Below are 14,807 nucleotides of genomic sequence, written 5' to 3' on the forward strand. Positions count from 1 at the left end.
AGACGCGGATCCCATGGGCAGACCGACCAAGTTCAGCCAGGCGCTGGCCGAGAAGATCTGCGATCGCATTGCCGACCGGGAAAGCCTGCGGTCGATCTGCCGGGATGAGACAATGCCGGCGAAATCGACGGTGCTCTCCTGGCTGGCGGACGAGGACAAGGCGGCGTTTCGGGCGCGTTATGCGCTGGCGCGCGAGATCCTCGCCGACAGCTTCGTCGATGAGCTGGTCGAGATTGCCGACAACAGCAGCGATGACTGGATCGAGAAGAAGAATGCTGCGGGCGAAACCACCGGCTGGCAGGAAAATGGCGAGGCGATAAGGCGCTCGCAGCTGCGCATCGCCACCCGCCAATGGGTCGCCGAGAAGCTCAGGCCGAAGAAATACGGTGCCAAGGCCGAGCCCGAACAGGGCGTGGCCGGCGAAGTCTCGCAACTGCTGGAAGATATCAATGGCAAGACCCGCGGACTTCCAAACGGCGGTTGACCGCTTCTCCGACTGGCGCTGGCGGCTGAACAATCTCTATTGGATCACCGACAAGGCGGGCAAACGCGTCAGGTTCGAAATGAACCTGATGCAGATGACCTTCTTCGAGGAGATGCATTATCTCAACGTGCTCTTGAAGGCCCGGCAGCTGGGGCTGACCACTTTCATCCAGATCTTCATGCTCGATGCCTGCGTCTTCAACCGCGATATCAGGGCCGGAACCATCGCCCATACGCTCGGCGACGTGCAGACGATTTTCCGGGACAAGATCAAATATCCCTATGACAATCTGCCCGAAGGCATCCACAATGCCGTGCCTGTCGTCAGGACCAACCAGACCGAATTGCTGCTTGCCAACAATTCGAGCATCCGCGTCGGCACCTCGCTGCGCTCGGGCACGCTGCAGTACCTTCACATTTCGGAATACGGAAAGCTCTGCGCCAAATATCCCGACAAGGCGCGGGAAGTCCGCACCGGCGCGCTGAATACGGTGCAAGCCGGCCAGCTGGTCTTCGTCGAAAGCACGGCGGAAGGCCAGGAGGGGCATTTTTATTCGCTTTGCGAGGATGCGCAGGTCAAGCAGCGCCAGGCGGCGAAGCTGACCGAGCTCGACTTCAAGTTCCATTTCTTCCCCTGGTGGAAGGAGCCGCACTATGCGATCGCGCCCGAGGGCGTCATCATCAGCGATGCCTTCGCCAAATATTTCAGAGAGCTTGCCGAACAGGGCATCGAACTGACGGAGGGCCAGAAGGCCTGGTACGTCAAGAAGGCCGAGATCCAGCTCGGCGACATGAAGCGCGAATATCCCTCGACGCCAGCCGAAGCTTTCGAAGCGAGCGTCGAAGGCGCCTACTACGCCGATCAGATGGCGGTGGCGGACGCCGAGGAGCGCGTCGGGGTTTTTCCGCATGTGGAGGGCTATCCCGTCCACACCATCTCCGACATCGGCATGGACGATGCCAACAGCGTCTGGCTGTTCCAGGTGCTGCCCGGCAGGGTGAGGATGATCGGCTATTTCGAGCATACCGGCACAGGCATGGACGGCATGCTCGACGAACTGGAGCGGCGCGCGGCCGACAATGGCTATGTCTATGGCGTCCACAACATGCCGCATGACATCAAGGTGCGGGAATGGACGCGCGGCGGCATGACCCGCATCGAAATCATGCTGAAAGAGGTCAGGGCGCGCGGCCTCGGCACGGTGCGCAAGGTCGAGCGCGCCTATGTCCATGACCGCATCAACGGCACCCGGCGCATATTGGCCAAGGTCGAGTTCGACCAGGCCGGCTGCGCCGACGGCATCAAATGCCTGCGCAACTACCGCAAGGACTGGGACGAGGATCTCGGCGTCTTTCGCGACGAGCCGCTGCACAACTGGGCCTCGCATGGGGCGGATGCTTTCGGCGGTCTCGCCATCATCTTCACCGGTCTGGCGCCGGAACCGCTGAAGCCCGAGCCCAAGCGGCTGCCGACCTTCCAGACCATGACCTTCAACGAATTTGCCGATTCCACCCCGACCTTTAGCGAGCGTGTTTGATGGAAGACGAGATAACGGCTTTTGAGGGCGAGCAGCGCTGGGATCCGGCAAAGGTCGGCGCCCATTGGCAGCAGGAGCTCGAGCGCGCCCAGCGCTACTTCAAGTCCTGGCACGACCGCTGCGCCAAGATCGAGAAGATCTATCTCGACCAGCAGTCGGATCAGACCAGCGCGGCCAAGCGTCGCTTTCCGATGCTCTGGGCCAATACCGCGGTGCTGCAGCCGGCCGTCTATGCCCGCGTGCCGCAGCCGGTCGTCGAGCGCCGCTTCAAGGATGCCGAGCCGGTGGCGCGCATCGCTTCGGAAATCGTCGAGCGCAATCTCGCTTACACAGGCGACGAAGCCGATCTCGATTCGATCATGCGGGCGGTGCGCGACGATTTCCTGCTCTGCGCCCGCGGCACGGTGTGGCTGCGTTACGAAGCCGATTTCGAGCCGCTCGACATGGGTGTCCAGCCCTCGGACTCGCCGGCGGATGGCCTGTCCAGCGAGATCGGCGGCTCGTCGCTGGAGGCGATCGCCGACGAGCGCATCTGCGTCGATTATGTCCATTGGTCGGATTTCCTGCATTCGCCGGCGCGCCGCTGGAAGGATGTGACCTGGGTGGCGCGGCGCGTGCCGATGACCGACGAAGAGATGGAGAAACGCTTCGGCCGTGAGGCGATGGCTTCAGGAGCGGCGCAAGCGGCGGCGAGCGGCAAAGGCGCCAGCCAGGCCGAGCGCGCCGAGAACGAGGGCAAGACCCATGTCTGGGAAATCTGGTGCAAGAGCGAGAATTATACCGTCTGGATCGCCGACGGCGCCCCGGTGGCGCTCGAAGTCTCCGAGCCGCCGCTGGAGCTGACGCATTTCTGGCCTTGCCCGCGCCCGGCCTATGGCACGGTCTCAACCAGCTCGCTGATCCCGGTTCCCGATTACGTCTATTACCAGCAGCAATGCGACGAGATCGATCTGCTGACCAAGCGCATCAACAAGCTGACCGACCAGCTGCGGCTGAAAGTGTTCTATCCCTCCGGCGATGGCGCGATCTCGCCGGCGATCGAAAAGGCGATGCGGCCTGAAAACGACATGGTCATGGTGCCGATCCCGGAATGGGCGGCGTTCACCGACAAGGGCGGCTCGAAGGCGGTGGTGACATTGCCGATCGACGAGGTGCAGAAGGTGATTGTCGCCTGCATGGCGGCGCGCAAGCAGCTGATCGAGGACGTCTACCAGATCACCGGCATATCGGACATCGTTCGCGGCGACACCCAGGCCTCGGAGACGGCGACCGCGCAGCGCATCAAGAGCCAGTGGGGTTCGATCCGCATTCGCGACCGCCAGGCCGAGCTTGCCCGCTTCGCCCGCGACATCATCCGCCTGGCCGGCGAAATCATCTGCGACCAGTTCCAGCCGGAAACGCTGATGCTGGTGAGCGGCATCAAACTGCCGACGATGGCTCAGAAGCAGCAGGTGCAAATGCAGATGCAGCAGATGCAAATGGCGGCCCAGCAGGCCGCTATGCGGGCGCAGCAGATCGGCCAGCCGGCCCAGCCGCCCCCCGAAATGGCGCCGCCCCAAATGCCGCCGCAGCTGCAGCAGATGATGGCGCAGCCCAGCATTGACGAGGTGGTGCAGCTCCTGCGCAACGACAGCATCCGCGGCTTCCAGATCGACATCGAAACGGATTCGACGATCGAACCGGACGAGGACGCCGAAAAGCAGCGGCGCATGGAATTCGTCCAGATGGTCGGCGGCTTCATGCAGCAGGCGGGCGCCATGGCGCAGCAGAGCCCGATGCTGGTGCCGGTCATGGTCGAAACGCTGCTCTTTGCCGCCCGCGGCTTCCGCGCCGGCCGTCAGCTGGAGAGCATGCTGGAGCAGGTGGGCGCGCAGCTCTCCCAAGCCGCCAGCGCGCCGAAACCGGAGCCGCAGCCTTCGCCGGCCGAGATGCTCAAGCTGAAGACTGCTGAAGTGAAAGCGGGCGCCGAACAGCGCAGGGCCGAGCTTGGCGTCGCCCAGGCCGAGATCGAGCATCGCGCCGCCCTCGAGCAGGCACGCAGCGAGGCGGCGGCGCAGGCGGTCGACCAGATGCGCGCGAGCTATCAGTAAGCCGGGGAGCAACAGCATGAGAGAACGCTATTGCCGCGTCTGCGGCGGCTGGCATCAGCTCGACAAATGGCCGCACAATTGCATGCCGGTGAAAAACCTTGCGCAGTCGGACCTGCCGGCGCCGCATTTCGTCAGCGACACGATCGAGATCCAGTCGATGCATGACGGCCGGCACTACACCTCGAAAGCCAAGCTGCGTTCCGCCTATCGGGCGGCCGGCGTGGTCGAGATCGGCAATGAGAAGCCGCAGCCGATCGAAAAACCCAAGGCGGACCGGAAGGCGATCCGCAACGAATTGCGGCGGGTCTACGCCGAATACAACGCCTGAACGGGCATCAATCCCCGAAATAGGAACTTTCCCACATGGATATGGAAGACCTGAACGAGGCCGGCAACGGCAGCGAAGACTTTGACGCGGAAAAGCCAGTCAGCGTCCGCGACAGCCTGAAGGCGGCGATCGACACCGTCGAAGGCGGGCCGGGAGATCTGCCGGGCCAGCCGCGCGACGGCGAAAATGGCCGCTTCCTGCCCAAGGGCCAGGAGCAGGCCGCTGCCGCCCGGACAGGGCAGGCGGCCCCGGGAGCTCATGGCGCACAGCAGGAAGGCGAGATCAACAGCCGGCAACAGCCCGTCGTCGGCAACCGGGTTCCGCCCGGCTGGTCGGCGGAAGCCAAGGCGCAGTTTTCAAATCTGCCGAGCGAAGTGCAGGCGGCGATCGCCAAGCGGGAGCAGGAGGTCGATCGCGGCTTCCGCGTTCTGCAGGATTACAGGGGGCTCGAAGAATTCACCCCGATCGTCCGCCAGGCCGGCATGACCCATGCCGATGTCATGCGCCGGGCGATCGAATGGGAAAACGCGCTGATCCGCGATCCCGTCAACACCGTGCTTCATGTCGCCAAGGTGGCCGGGGTCAACCTTCACGCCCTGGTCAACGGCTGGGCAGGAGAGGCCCTTCAGCGACACGAGCAGGCAGCGCCGCAACCTCGGCCAATCAATGTCGAGGCCACGGTCGAACATGTTTTACGGAAGAGGGACACCGAAACTCAGGTCGATGCCTTTCTTTCCGATCCGGCCAATGCGCATGCCGAAGACGTTCTCGACGACATGGTCGCCCTCATCAATGCGGGGCGGGCATCGACACTTCAGGACGCCTACGACGCCGCATGCTGGATGCGACCGGACATTCGCCAGCAGTTGATCAGCCAGACTGCGCCGGCCTTCGTCCGAGAACAGCATACCCAGAGGGCCGCAGCGGCAGATCAAGCCCGCCGCGCCTCGCGATCCATCTCTGGCTCTTCCGCGCCGGGCCCGACCCGCGATGCGGCAAGAGGCCAGCCCACCTCCATCCGCGACTCGCTGCGCGACGCCATGCGTTTTTCGCGCGGCCAAGTCTGATCAAAGGCCAAGTCTGATCAAAGGAATGATCGATGCCCATTTCGCCCAACCTCTCTGAAATCGTCACCACGACGCTGCGCAATCGCAGCGGCACGGTCGCCGACGACGTGACGAAGAACAACGGTCTTCTCACCCGTCTCAACGGCCGCGGCCGCAAGAAGCCGGTTTCCGGCGGCCGCACCATCGTCCAGGAGCTGCAATATCAGGAGAACAGCACCTTCAAGCGCTATTCCGGCTACGACATTCTGAACGTCCAGCCCTCCGACGTCATCACCGCTGCCGAATACGACCTGAAGCAGGCGGCGGTCGCCGTCTCCATGTCCGGCCTGGAACAGCTGCAGAATTCCGGCGAGGATGCGATCCTCGACCTGCTCGAGCAGCGCATCGAGAATGCCGAAACCACTTTGAAGAACAACATCGCGCTCGACTGCTATTCCGACGGCACGGCCGACGGCGGCCGGCAGATCGGCGGCCTGCAGCTGCTGATCTCGACCTCGCCGACATCAGGCACGGTCGGCGGCATCTCGCGCGCCACCTGGGGTTTCTGGCGCAACCAGAAATTCTCGGCCTCGGCCGATGGCGGCGCGGCGGCCACCAACGCCAACATCCAGAGCTACATGAACCGGCTCTATATGTCCTGCGTGCGCGGCTCCGACGCCCCCGATCTCGTCGTCGCCGACAACAACTTCTTCCGCCTCTACTGGGAATCGCTGCAGGCGATCCAGCGCATCACCTCGGCCGACAAAGGCATGGCCGGCTTCCAGTCGCTGCAGTACATGGGCGCCGACGTGATCTTCGACGGCGGCTTCGGCGGCGGCGCGCCTTCCAACCAGATGTTCTTCCTGAACACCAAATACCTGTTCTACCGCCCGCACCGCGACCGCGACATGGCGCCGATCGGCGACGAGCGCATGAACACCAACCAGGATGCCTTCGTGCAGCTCATGGGCTTTGCCGGCAACCTCACCATGAACAACGCCTTCCTGCAGGGCGTGCTGTTCGCCTGATCGAACGAAAGGAACAAGCAAATGTCGATCGCAACCATCCAGTCCGATCGTCTTGGCGCGAACCCGTTCGTCGTCGAAGGCCCGATCGTTTCCGGCTCCGGTATTCCCGGGCCGAACTTCGCCCTCGGCGCCGTTGCCGGCGGCGACCGTGAAGCCGAATGGGTCTATTGCCAGCTGGTGCTGGCGTCGCAGACGACCCTTCAGCCCGGTCAGTGGTTCCAGTGGACCAAGGACTATGTCGCTTCGCTGCTGACCACGGCGGGCGCCGTCGTCGGCCAGCGCTGCGGCGTCTTTTCGGGGGGCGCCCAGCCGCCGACGCTGACCGGCGGCCCGGTTGGCGCCATCACCCTGGCAGCCGGCACCTATTACCTCTGGCTGCAGCGCAACGGCCAGGCGCCGTCGCAGGTGGCGAGCGCAACGGCGGCTCTCGTCGTTGCCGAAACCACCACCACCGCAGGCCAGGCAAGCGCCCCGGCCTCGGCGACCGTCGGCACCAAGGCGATCGCCAACGTCAACTTCGCCGCCGCCAACCAGACGTTTACGGCCAACACCGTCAACGGCTCCAGCCTGTTGACCGGTCTCGCCGGCCTCAGCGCCGGTTCCGGCCCGTTCATCGGCGCGGCCGTTTCCGGCACGGGTATCGCGGGCGGCACGACGATTTCGGGCATCACCTACAGCCCGAACGGCGTCGTCCAGAGCATCACCCTCTCGGCCAATGCGACGGCCAACGGCACCGGCGTCACCATCACGGCGACGGGCGTGCTCGAGGCGACGCTGATGCGGCCGTTTCTGTCGAAGGTGAATTGAAGCCAAGCCTGACGACCTCTCTGCCCGTGGCGTGCCCCTCATCCGGCTGCCGCCACCTTCTCCCCGCGCGCGGGGAGAAGGGGACATGCCGCTACGTCTCCGTCCCTCGCCAACGTTCCGCGAGGCACGTCCCTCTCCCCGCGAGCGGGGAGAGGGTTAGGGTGAGGGGCAGCCACCGGCACGACATCACAGCGGCGCTTCTGCGCCCGCATCTCCCCGCCATCAACAGCGAGACCAGCACATGCCCGACAACACCGGAATCTACGCCTCCTTCAGCCTCGAACCGGTCGAACAGACCTTTCTGACCGAAAAGGAAGGCCGGCCGATTTTTGCCGACAAGGAATTCGTCCGCATCTTCATCGCGGGCGACAAGCACACCGAAGTCTATCGCGAGGTGAACGACAACGACAAAATCCGCTTCGCCGACGCCTATAAGCGCTTCAAGGAGGGTGCCGCCGCCCGCGAGCAGCTGACCGGCACGCCGCTTGCGCAATGGCCCTATCTGAAGCCCAGCCAGATCAAGGAACTGGAGGCGGTCAATATCTATACCGTCGAGCAGCTGGCGGCGCTCTCCGACACCGCCAAGCAGAAGATCGGCATGGGCGCCAACGAGCTGACCGCGGCCGCCCGCGCCTATCTCGCGACCGCCGAAAACTCCAGCGCCGCTTCCGCCTTTGCCGCCGAAAACGAGCGGCTGAAGGACGAGGTGAGCCGCCTGCAGGCGCAGATGAAGGAGATGGCCGCCCGCTTCGAGGCGCTCGAAAAGGACGGCGAAGGCGGCAAGGGCCGCAGCCGGCAGGCGGCCTGAGGAAGCGCTGGCACAAGCCGCCCCCTCATCCGCCTGCCGGCATCTTCTCCCCGCTGGGGAGAAGGGACTGGTGGAGGCGTCTCTTCCTCGCCGCGCGTTTGAAGAGACCGGCGGGCTTGCAGCTTGTCCCTCTTCTCCCCAGCGGGGGAAGGTGGCCCGAAGGGTCGGATGAGGGGGCTACACGGCACACCCTCTCAAATTCACCTATTGCCCACAGCTTTGCTCTGAACCGGAGATCCCCCGCATGTCGCTGCTGACCATCATTCAGAACGTCTGCGCGGAGATCGACCTCGATCCGCCGACGGCCGTCATGTCTTCGGCGGATCCGCAGATCATGCAGCTGCGCATCCTCTCCACTCGCGCCGGCCGCGACCTGATGCGGGCGCATGACTGGTCGGCGCTGATGGTGAGGCGGCAATTCGCAGCGACGGGTGCTGCCCCCGAGCCGGACGAGCCGGCCGGCGACTGGGACCGTTTCGCCGCCAATGCCAGGATCTGGAACGTCTCGCGCCTTTGGTCGCTCAACGGCCCGGTGGAGCCGCAGACCTGGCAGCGTCATCAGATCCTCAATGCCAACCCGGTGCCGCAGATCTGGCGCATGGCCGGCGGCAGGCTCGACATCTACCCGAACGTTGCCGGCGAGACGTTGGAATATGCCTATATCTCCGGCTTCTGGGTGGCGGTGAATGGCGGCGCCACCACCGCCGGCAACTGGGCCAACGACACCGATACCGCCCGTTTTCCCGAAGAGCTTCTCGAACTCTCACTGATCTGGCGCTGGAAGCGGGCCAAGGGCCTCGACTATGGCGAGGAGCTCGCCAGCTTCGAACGATCCAAGGAGGCCGCAATCGGCGCCGACCGCGCCGCAAGCCCTGTCGACCTCTCGCTGCCGGCGAGGGGACAGGCGCCGGAAAATTATTGGCCCGGCACAATCACGGTTGAGACCCCATGACCCGCACACCTGTTCCCCCGAACGGCCGCACCCGCCGCGTTTCGCCAGGTAAGGACTGGATCGCGCCGATCGGCGGCTGGCGAACCGATGTCGAGATGGCCGATATGCCCGAGGATGCAGCCTTTCAGCTCGACAACTTCTTTCCCGAGGCAAACCGGGTGCGCGCCCGCTACGGTTTTCTCGCCTTTGCCACCGGTCTCGGCGCCGACGTGCAGACGGTCATTCCCTATTCCGGCGTGACCAACCGGCTGTTTGCCGCCGCAGGCGACAAGATCTTCGACGTGACGGTCGGCGGTGCTGCCGGCGCGCCCGTCGTCTCGGGGCTGGCCAGCGCCCATTGGTCGGTGCAGCAATATACCAATCCGGCCGGCCAGGAATTCCTGCGCCTCGTCAACGGCCTCGATACGCCGCTGATTTTCAACGGCACCTCCTGGACGAACAATTTCCTGGTCGGCACGGCGACGCTCGCCACCCAGAATGTCGCCGTGCGCAACACGGCCTATACGCTGAGCTTCTTCGGCACCGGCTCTGTCACGCTTTCGGGCGCCTTTTCGGGCACCTTGAACGGCACGGGCGCCGGCAACCGGGTGTCGCTCTCCTTCACCCCGGCGGCCGGCACGCTTGTCGTCACCGTGACGGGAACGGTCACCAATGCGCAGCTCGAAAAGGGCGCGGCCGCCACGCCCTATGTCGCGTCGACGATGATAACAGGCATATCCGACGCCTCGCTGCTTGCCGCCGTCACCGCCTATCGCTCGCGCCTGTGGTTCATCGAGAAGAACTCGACCAATGTCTGGTACCTCGCGACCGACGCCGTCAGCGGCGCGGCCACGGTCCTGCCCGTCGGCGGCAACATGAAATATGGCGGCACGCTGGTGGCGATCAACGTCTGGACGATCCCGGTTGCGACAGGGCTGCAGCAGTGCCTGGTGCTGATCTCCTCCGAGGGCGAGGTGATCGTCTTCCAGGGATCCGATCCGTCGAGCGCTTCCAATTGGGGCCTGATCGGCACCTTCAAGCTCGGCCGGCCGCTCGGCAGCGACCGCTGCCTGCTGTCGGTCGGCGCCGATCTGGCGATCATGACGACCGACGGGATCGTGCCGATCACCAAGGCGGTGCAGCTCGATCGCGGCGCCACCAGCCTTGGGGCGATTACATCAAGGATCGGCCCGACCTGGCGCGAGACGGTGGCGGCGGCCGGCACGACCTCGCAGGAGTGGCAGCTTTCGAGTTTTCCGGCGCGGCAAATGGCGATCGTCAACCTGCCGTCCTCCTTCGGCCCCTATCAATATGTGATGAACACCGAGACCGGTGCCTGGTGCCGCTTCGTCGGCATGCCGGCCTCCTGCTGGGCGACATGGCAGGACCGGCTGTTCTTCGGCGCGGCCGACGGCACGCTCTACGAGGCGGAAGTCGGGGCGAACGACAATGGCGCGGCGATCGACGCGCTGATGGTCGGCGCCTGGAGCCGCTTCGGCGACGGGCTTTCGACCAAGCTGTCGAAGCTGATCGGCGTGACGGCGCAGATCGGCGTTTCGACGCTGATGTATGGCGGCATTTCGGTTGACTACCAGACCAAGGTGCCGACCGCACTTCTGTCGTCGGTCGAGAACAGTGCGGCGGCGAAATGGGGAACGGCGGTCTGGGGTGTTTCGAAATTCCCCGGCATTTCGCTGGTGCGCAAATTCGCCTCCGCCGGCGGCGCCGGTTCGGCGCTTGCACCGACGATCCGCGCGCTGATCTCCGGCTCGTCGGGCTCCGTCTCGGAAGCCGCGGTCGTCGGCGGCTCGGTGCTCTACGAGAGGGGCGCGCCGATTTGATCGTCTCAGAACCCAGCGCCGAGATCGCCGCCTGGGTCGGCGCCAGGATCGGAGTGGAATTCCACCCGCCCTATACCACGCTTGCCCATGTCGACCGCGGCCGGATCATCGCCGGCTTCGTCTTCAACGTCTGGACCGGCCACGATGTCGAGATCTCGCTCGCCGCCGAGCGGCTGTCGCTGACGCTGATGCGGGCAGTGTTCGACTATGTCACCCGCCAGCTCGGCTGCCGCCGCGCCACCTGCCGCACCCGCGCCGACAACAGCAATGCGCAGAAGCTGCTTGGCCGACTCGGTGCTGAGCCGGAAGGCCGCCAGCGCGGCTATTTCGGCGATTGCGACGGCCTGCTTTACGGAATCATCAAAGAGGATTTTCCCTATGGTCTCCACGCCAAAGGCCCCGAAGGCGCCTGATCCGATCCAGACCGCAGCGGCGCAGACGGCCACCAACGTCGACACCGCGATCGCCAATGCGGGCCTCAGCCACACCAACCAGTACACGCCCGACGGCGCGCTGGAATACAAGGTCAGCGGCTATCAGACGATGACCGACCAGAACGGCAAGACCTATAGGCTGCCGACCTATTCCGCCTATCAGACCTATTCGCCCGAGAATCAGGCGATCTACGACCAGACGCAGCAGACGCAGCTCGGCCTTGCCAGGCTCGCCAACGATCAGACGGCCAAGGTCTCCGGCATCCTCGGCACCAATGTCGATCTCAGTGCCGGCAACGTCGACAAATATGTCAATGATCACTGGAGATCCGGCTTCAACAACCAGTGGGACCGCGACCAGGCGAGCCTCGAGCAGAGCCTGGCCGATAAGGGCATCGGGATGGGCTCGGCGGCTTACGACAACGCCATGCGCGATTTTTCCACCCGCAAGCAGGCCGCCTCCGACCAGTATCTCGGCGACATGTATTCGAATGCGCAAAACTCGATCCTGACCGAGCGCAACCAGCCGCTGAACGAGATTTCGGCACTGATGTCGGGCTCGCAGGTGCATCAGCCGAACTACGTCAACACGCCGACGACGCAGCTGCCGACCGTCGACCAGGCCGGGCTGATCAACGAAAACTTCAATCAGAAGATGGGCCTCTACGACCGGCAGGTCGCCCAATCCAACGCCGCAATGGGCGGCCTCTTCGGCCTCGGCGGAACACTCCTTGGCGGCTGGGCGAAATCCGACCGGCGGCTGAAGGAAGACATCAGACGCGTCGGCACTTTGGAGAACGGCCTGCCGGTCTACGCCTTCCGCTACAAGGAGGGCGGCCCGATGCAGCTCGGCCTGATGTCCGACGATGTGCGCAAGACCCATCCGGACGCGGTCTTCGAACATGCGGACGGCTTCGACCGCGTCGATTACGAAAGGGCAGTGGCATGAGGGGTTTCCTCTTCGCCGGCGGTACCGGCAAGACACAAAATGAGATTAGCGACGAGCGAAAGCGGCTGGCACATGCCATGCTGCAGCAGGGCATGGATGCGAGTCCCGTGCAATCTCCGTGGCAGGGCGCGGCGCGGCTGGCGCAGGCAGGACTCGGCGGCTTGGCGATCCGCCAGCAGGAGCAAGCGCAGCAGGGGGGAGGTGACGCAGGGACCGCCGCTCCGGCAGGCGCGCCTTCGGCCCCCGCGGCGGCCTTTCCCGGCTTCCTGTCCCTGCTCTTCGGCGGCAAGCCGATGCGCCGGACCGGCGGCTGAAGCAAGACATCCTCGACCGATAGAAGGACGGCGGCCCGATCTGGATCGGCCTCGTGTCCGACGACGCACGCAAAATTCATCCCGACGCAGTGTTCGACCGTGCAGACGGCTTCGACCGCGTCGACTACGAAAGGGCAGTGGCATGATCCCGACCAACTTCGGTGGTAACACCGGCAGGACACAGGATGACCTCAGCGACCGGCGCAAGCAGCTAGCCTATGCCATGCTGCAGCAGGGCATGGATACAGGCCCGGTACAATCCCCGTGGCAAGGGGCCGCGCGTCTTGTTCAGGCCTTGATGGGTGGACTGGCAATCCGCAGGCAAGAGCAGCAGGCGGGGGCTGGCGAGCCTGGCAACGACAACTTCCCGCCGCTGCCTGACAACCCGCCCATTCCCGGCGAGAGACCCCTCTATCCGGATCCCGCGGCGGCGGAGGGTGGCCCCAGAGAGCCTGCGGCCCCGGCCGCTCAGCCTAGCACTGGCCTCTTCGCCCCACTGCCTGATAATTCCCCGGTTCCAACGCCGAAACCTTATCGCGACCCGCTGGTGACGATGGATTATCGCCAGGAACAGCCGATGGCGTCCGAGCAGCCTGGCGACGATGCTTTCGCTCCGCTGCCCGGCAATCCACCAATCCCGACGCCGCGGCCTTATCGCGAGCCGCAGGGGACGACCGGCCATCGCCGCGGATCGGCCGCACAGCCTGTCGACAGCGCCCTCTACGGCGACTTCATGAGGACGGTGAAAACCAAGGTCTCGAATCCCTTTGGACTCGCCGCCATTGCCTCGACGGGGCAGGCCGAAAGCAGCTTCTCGCCGAAGAGAGCCAACGGCTCATGGTCCGATCCGAGCCAGAGTGGGAAGCAGGGCACATCGGGCGGCATCATGTCGTGGCGCGACGCTCGCCTGCAGAACCTCTACAGCTTCGCGGACGCCAGGGGCGAGCAGCCGGGTGCGATTAGCCCGCAGACGCAGGCCGACTTCTTCCTGCAGGAGGATCCCCGCCTGGTCGCCAGGCTGAACGCCGCAAGATCGGTCGAGGAAGCGCAGCGCCTGATGAACAATGCCTGGCGATTTGCCGGCTACGATCAGCCGGGCGGCGAGGCTGCCCGCAGGACCGAGCAGGCAAATTCGCCGGCGGCATTCCGCAATCCGAAAAACTGAAATTCAATTCATAACGGGTGCCGATATGACATCGAATGACGACATCCTGCGCGCTCTCGGGCGCGTGGAGGGAAGGCTGACCGGCATCGAGGAAAACGTCGCGCTGCTGCGCCAGGAGATGAGCGACGAAAAAGCCAATGCTCATGATGGAAGGGCGGTGATCCACAAGCGCCTCGACGAGCAGACAAGGCAGATCGCCCATCTCAATACGAAAGTGGCGATCAGCGGCGGCGCCGATGCGCAGATTCGCGCCGAGATCGGCATGCTCAAGGAAACCGTCGAGAAGAACCAGGAGACGGTCGCCCCGGCGCTCGCGGAGTGGAAACGGATGAAATCGATCGGCTACGGGATTTCAGGCCTGATCGCTTTTGCCGGTCTGACGACCGGCGGCATCATCGCCTATGCCAGCGACGGGGCGGTGGCGGCGCTCAGGCATTGGTTGAAGATCAGTTGAGGTGGGGGCGTTGATCGACAGCAATCCAGCGAAACTGCGCCTGATATATTGGTGTCATTAAGGGCGAGATAAAGGTTCCTAAATTTTAGACTTTTCTAACGAACCAAACCGGCGCCTGTTTGTTATTCCTTTCAGGAGGAAACAGACATGAAGAGCATGAACAATCGCCAAGTTCGCATTCCCGGTCCGCGGGAGCATGACGTTGCTGAGCATTGCCGCAAGTTTGGAATTGGGCCGGCGGAGGAGAAGAAGCTGAGAAAGCTGCTCGGCTCTCACGCGCCGTTGCATGAGATCCAGGCCAATGCGCCGCCGCGCCAGCCGAAATGGCGGTGAATGCATGCAGCCGAGCCGTCTGTATTTCCGCAGGTGGAAGCACAAATGCCGGCATGGATAGATTGTGCGGCGAAGTTTTACTCGGGGCGCGCGACTATCGGTAACGGAATATTTCCGCCTCGAGAAATAAGTTAGGAAATACTCCGCTGTTCAAGTATCTCCGCCGGGAACTTCCGGCACGAGCCGGTGTTTTCATCGACGGGCCGCGCGGCAGGGTTTTCGTCTCCTGTATCCCCTGCTACCCCTGCAGGCGCTGCG

16 protein-coding genes and 1 pseudogene are annotated in these 14,807 nt (G+C 64.2%); all 17 read left to right on the top strand.

What is annotated here, in order from left to right; translation table 11 throughout:
* Window positions 1–13 precede the first annotated feature (13 nt).
* The 17 genes and pseudogenes from PYR71_RS19175 to PYR71_RS19255 all read left to right on the top strand — a co-directional run bounded on the left by PYR71_RS19175 (window position 14) and on the right by PYR71_RS19255 (window position 14,549).
* A complete protein-coding gene (locus PYR71_RS19175) occupies window positions 14–484 on the top strand; it encodes a terminase small subunit-like protein (protein WP_275620477.1) in 471 nt (156 codons plus the stop codon).
* Window positions 450–2,021 (top strand): terminase large subunit, encoded by a 1,572-nt coding sequence (locus PYR71_RS19180; protein WP_275620478.1) that lies wholly within the window; start codon window positions 450–452, stop codon window positions 2,019–2,021. The genes PYR71_RS19175 and PYR71_RS19180 overlap by 35 nt, the downstream gene beginning before the upstream one ends.
* Entirely contained in the window at window positions 2,021–4,111 is a 2,091-nt protein-coding gene (locus PYR71_RS19185) for a hypothetical protein (RefSeq protein ID WP_275620479.1), read from the top strand. The genes PYR71_RS19180 and PYR71_RS19185 overlap by 1 nt, the downstream gene beginning before the upstream one ends.
* 16 nt (window positions 4,112–4,127) lie before the next feature.
* The gene (locus PYR71_RS19190) at window positions 4,128–4,439 is read left to right on the top strand and encodes a hypothetical protein (protein ID WP_275620480.1); all 312 of its coding nucleotides are present in this window, start codon (window positions 4,128–4,130) and stop codon (window positions 4,437–4,439) included.
* 35 nt (window positions 4,440–4,474) lie between these two features.
* The gene (locus PYR71_RS19195) at window positions 4,475–5,506 is read left to right on the top strand and encodes a hypothetical protein (RefSeq protein ID WP_275620481.1); all 1,032 of its coding nucleotides are present in this window, start codon (window positions 4,475–4,477) and stop codon (window positions 5,504–5,506) included.
* 32 nt (window positions 5,507–5,538) lie between these two features.
* Entirely contained in the window at window positions 5,539–6,513 is a 975-nt protein-coding gene (locus PYR71_RS19200; RefSeq protein WP_275620482.1) for a phage major capsid protein, read from the top strand.
* Between the two features lie 21 nt (window positions 6,514–6,534).
* On the top strand, window positions 6,535–7,320 hold the full coding sequence (locus PYR71_RS19205; protein WP_275620483.1) for a hypothetical protein: 786 nt from the start codon (window positions 6,535–6,537) through the stop codon (window positions 7,318–7,320).
* Window positions 7,321–7,561: 241 nt separating this feature from the next.
* Window positions 7,562–8,128: a hypothetical protein gene (locus PYR71_RS19210; protein ID WP_275620484.1), complete on the top strand. Its 567-nt coding sequence runs from the start codon at window positions 7,562–7,564 to the stop codon at window positions 8,126–8,128.
* Window positions 8,129–8,372: 244 nt separating this feature from the next.
* Window positions 8,373–9,080, top strand: a complete 708-nt coding sequence (locus PYR71_RS19215) for a phage adaptor protein (protein ID WP_275620485.1) — start codon at window positions 8,373–8,375, stop codon at window positions 9,078–9,080.
* A complete protein-coding gene (locus PYR71_RS19220) occupies window positions 9,077–10,900 on the top strand; it encodes a hypothetical protein (RefSeq protein WP_275620486.1) in 1,824 nt (607 codons plus the stop codon). The genes PYR71_RS19215 and PYR71_RS19220 overlap by 4 nt, the downstream gene beginning before the upstream one ends.
* Window positions 10,897–11,313 (top strand): GNAT family N-acetyltransferase, encoded by a 417-nt coding sequence (locus tag PYR71_RS19225; protein WP_275620487.1) that lies wholly within the window; start codon window positions 10,897–10,899, stop codon window positions 11,311–11,313. Before PYR71_RS19220 ends, PYR71_RS19225 begins: the two co-directional genes overlap by 4 nt.
* Window positions 11,279–12,283 (top strand): tail fiber domain-containing protein, encoded by a 1,005-nt coding sequence (locus PYR71_RS19230; protein ID WP_275620488.1) that lies wholly within the window; start codon window positions 11,279–11,281, stop codon window positions 12,281–12,283. The genes PYR71_RS19225 and PYR71_RS19230 overlap by 35 nt, the downstream gene beginning before the upstream one ends.
* Window positions 12,280–12,597 (top strand): hypothetical protein, encoded by a 318-nt coding sequence (locus PYR71_RS19235; protein ID WP_275620489.1) that lies wholly within the window; start codon window positions 12,280–12,282, stop codon window positions 12,595–12,597. Before PYR71_RS19230 ends, PYR71_RS19235 begins: the two co-directional genes overlap by 4 nt.
* Before the next feature lie 23 nt (window positions 12,598–12,620).
* Window positions 12,621–12,743 (top strand): annotated as a pseudogene (locus tag PYR71_RS19240) (tail fiber domain-containing protein); the annotation flags it as partial.
* Complete coding sequence (locus tag PYR71_RS19245; protein ID WP_275620490.1) at window positions 12,740–13,762, top strand: phage tail tip lysozyme; 1,023 nt, start codon at window positions 12,740–12,742, stop codon at window positions 13,760–13,762. The pseudogene PYR71_RS19240 and the gene PYR71_RS19245, both read left to right, overlap by 4 nt.
* A gap of 25 nt (window positions 13,763–13,787) precedes the next feature.
* Complete coding sequence (locus PYR71_RS19250; RefSeq protein ID WP_275620491.1) at window positions 13,788–14,216, top strand: DUF1515 domain-containing protein; 429 nt, start codon at window positions 13,788–13,790, stop codon at window positions 14,214–14,216.
* A gap of 147 nt (window positions 14,217–14,363) precedes the next feature.
* Entirely contained in the window at window positions 14,364–14,549 is a 186-nt protein-coding gene (locus PYR71_RS19255) for a hypothetical protein (protein ID WP_275620492.1), read from the top strand.
* The last annotated feature ends 258 nt before the right edge of the window (window positions 14,550–14,807 follow it).

Source organism: Rhizobium mulingense, from assembly GCF_029194105.1.
Taxonomy (GTDB): Bacteria; Pseudomonadota; Alphaproteobacteria; order Rhizobiales; family Rhizobiaceae; genus Rhizobium; species Rhizobium mulingense.

What these genes read in the sequence shown, in the direction of transcription:
- PYR71_RS19180 (WP_275620478.1), top strand. Translation starts at nt 450, where the DNA reads ATGGCAAGACCCGCGGACTTCCAAACGGCGGTTGACCGCTTCTCCGAC.
- PYR71_RS19255 (WP_275620492.1), top strand. Translation starts at nt 14,364, where the DNA reads ATGAAGAGCATGAACAATCGCCAAGTTCGCATTCCCGGTCCGCGGGAG.
- PYR71_RS19220 (WP_275620486.1), top strand. Translation starts at nt 9,077, where the DNA reads ATGACCCGCACACCTGTTCCCCCGAACGGCCGCACCCGCCGCGTTTCG.
- PYR71_RS19215 (WP_275620485.1), top strand. Translation starts at nt 8,373, where the DNA reads ATGTCGCTGCTGACCATCATTCAGAACGTCTGCGCGGAGATCGACCTC.
- PYR71_RS19230 (WP_275620488.1), top strand. Translation starts at nt 11,279, where the DNA reads ATGGTCTCCACGCCAAAGGCCCCGAAGGCGCCTGATCCGATCCAGACC.
- PYR71_RS19185 (WP_275620479.1), top strand. Translation starts at nt 2,021, where the DNA reads ATGGAAGACGAGATAACGGCTTTTGAGGGCGAGCAGCGCTGGGATCCG.
- PYR71_RS19235 (WP_275620489.1), top strand. Translation starts at nt 12,280, where the DNA reads ATGAGGGGTTTCCTCTTCGCCGGCGGTACCGGCAAGACACAAAATGAG.
- PYR71_RS19245 (WP_275620490.1), top strand. Translation starts at nt 12,740, where the DNA reads ATGATCCCGACCAACTTCGGTGGTAACACCGGCAGGACACAGGATGAC.
- PYR71_RS19210 (WP_275620484.1), top strand. Translation starts at nt 7,562, where the DNA reads ATGCCCGACAACACCGGAATCTACGCCTCCTTCAGCCTCGAACCGGTC.
- PYR71_RS19195 (WP_275620481.1), top strand. Translation starts at nt 4,475, where the DNA reads ATGGATATGGAAGACCTGAACGAGGCCGGCAACGGCAGCGAAGACTTT.
- PYR71_RS19190 (WP_275620480.1), top strand. Translation starts at nt 4,128, where the DNA reads ATGAGAGAACGCTATTGCCGCGTCTGCGGCGGCTGGCATCAGCTCGAC.
- PYR71_RS19205 (WP_275620483.1), top strand. Translation starts at nt 6,535, where the DNA reads ATGTCGATCGCAACCATCCAGTCCGATCGTCTTGGCGCGAACCCGTTC.
- PYR71_RS19250 (WP_275620491.1), top strand. Translation starts at nt 13,788, where the DNA reads ATGACATCGAATGACGACATCCTGCGCGCTCTCGGGCGCGTGGAGGGA.
- PYR71_RS19200 (WP_275620482.1), top strand. Translation starts at nt 5,539, where the DNA reads ATGCCCATTTCGCCCAACCTCTCTGAAATCGTCACCACGACGCTGCGC.
- PYR71_RS19175 (WP_275620477.1), top strand. Translation starts at nt 14, where the DNA reads ATGGGCAGACCGACCAAGTTCAGCCAGGCGCTGGCCGAGAAGATCTGC.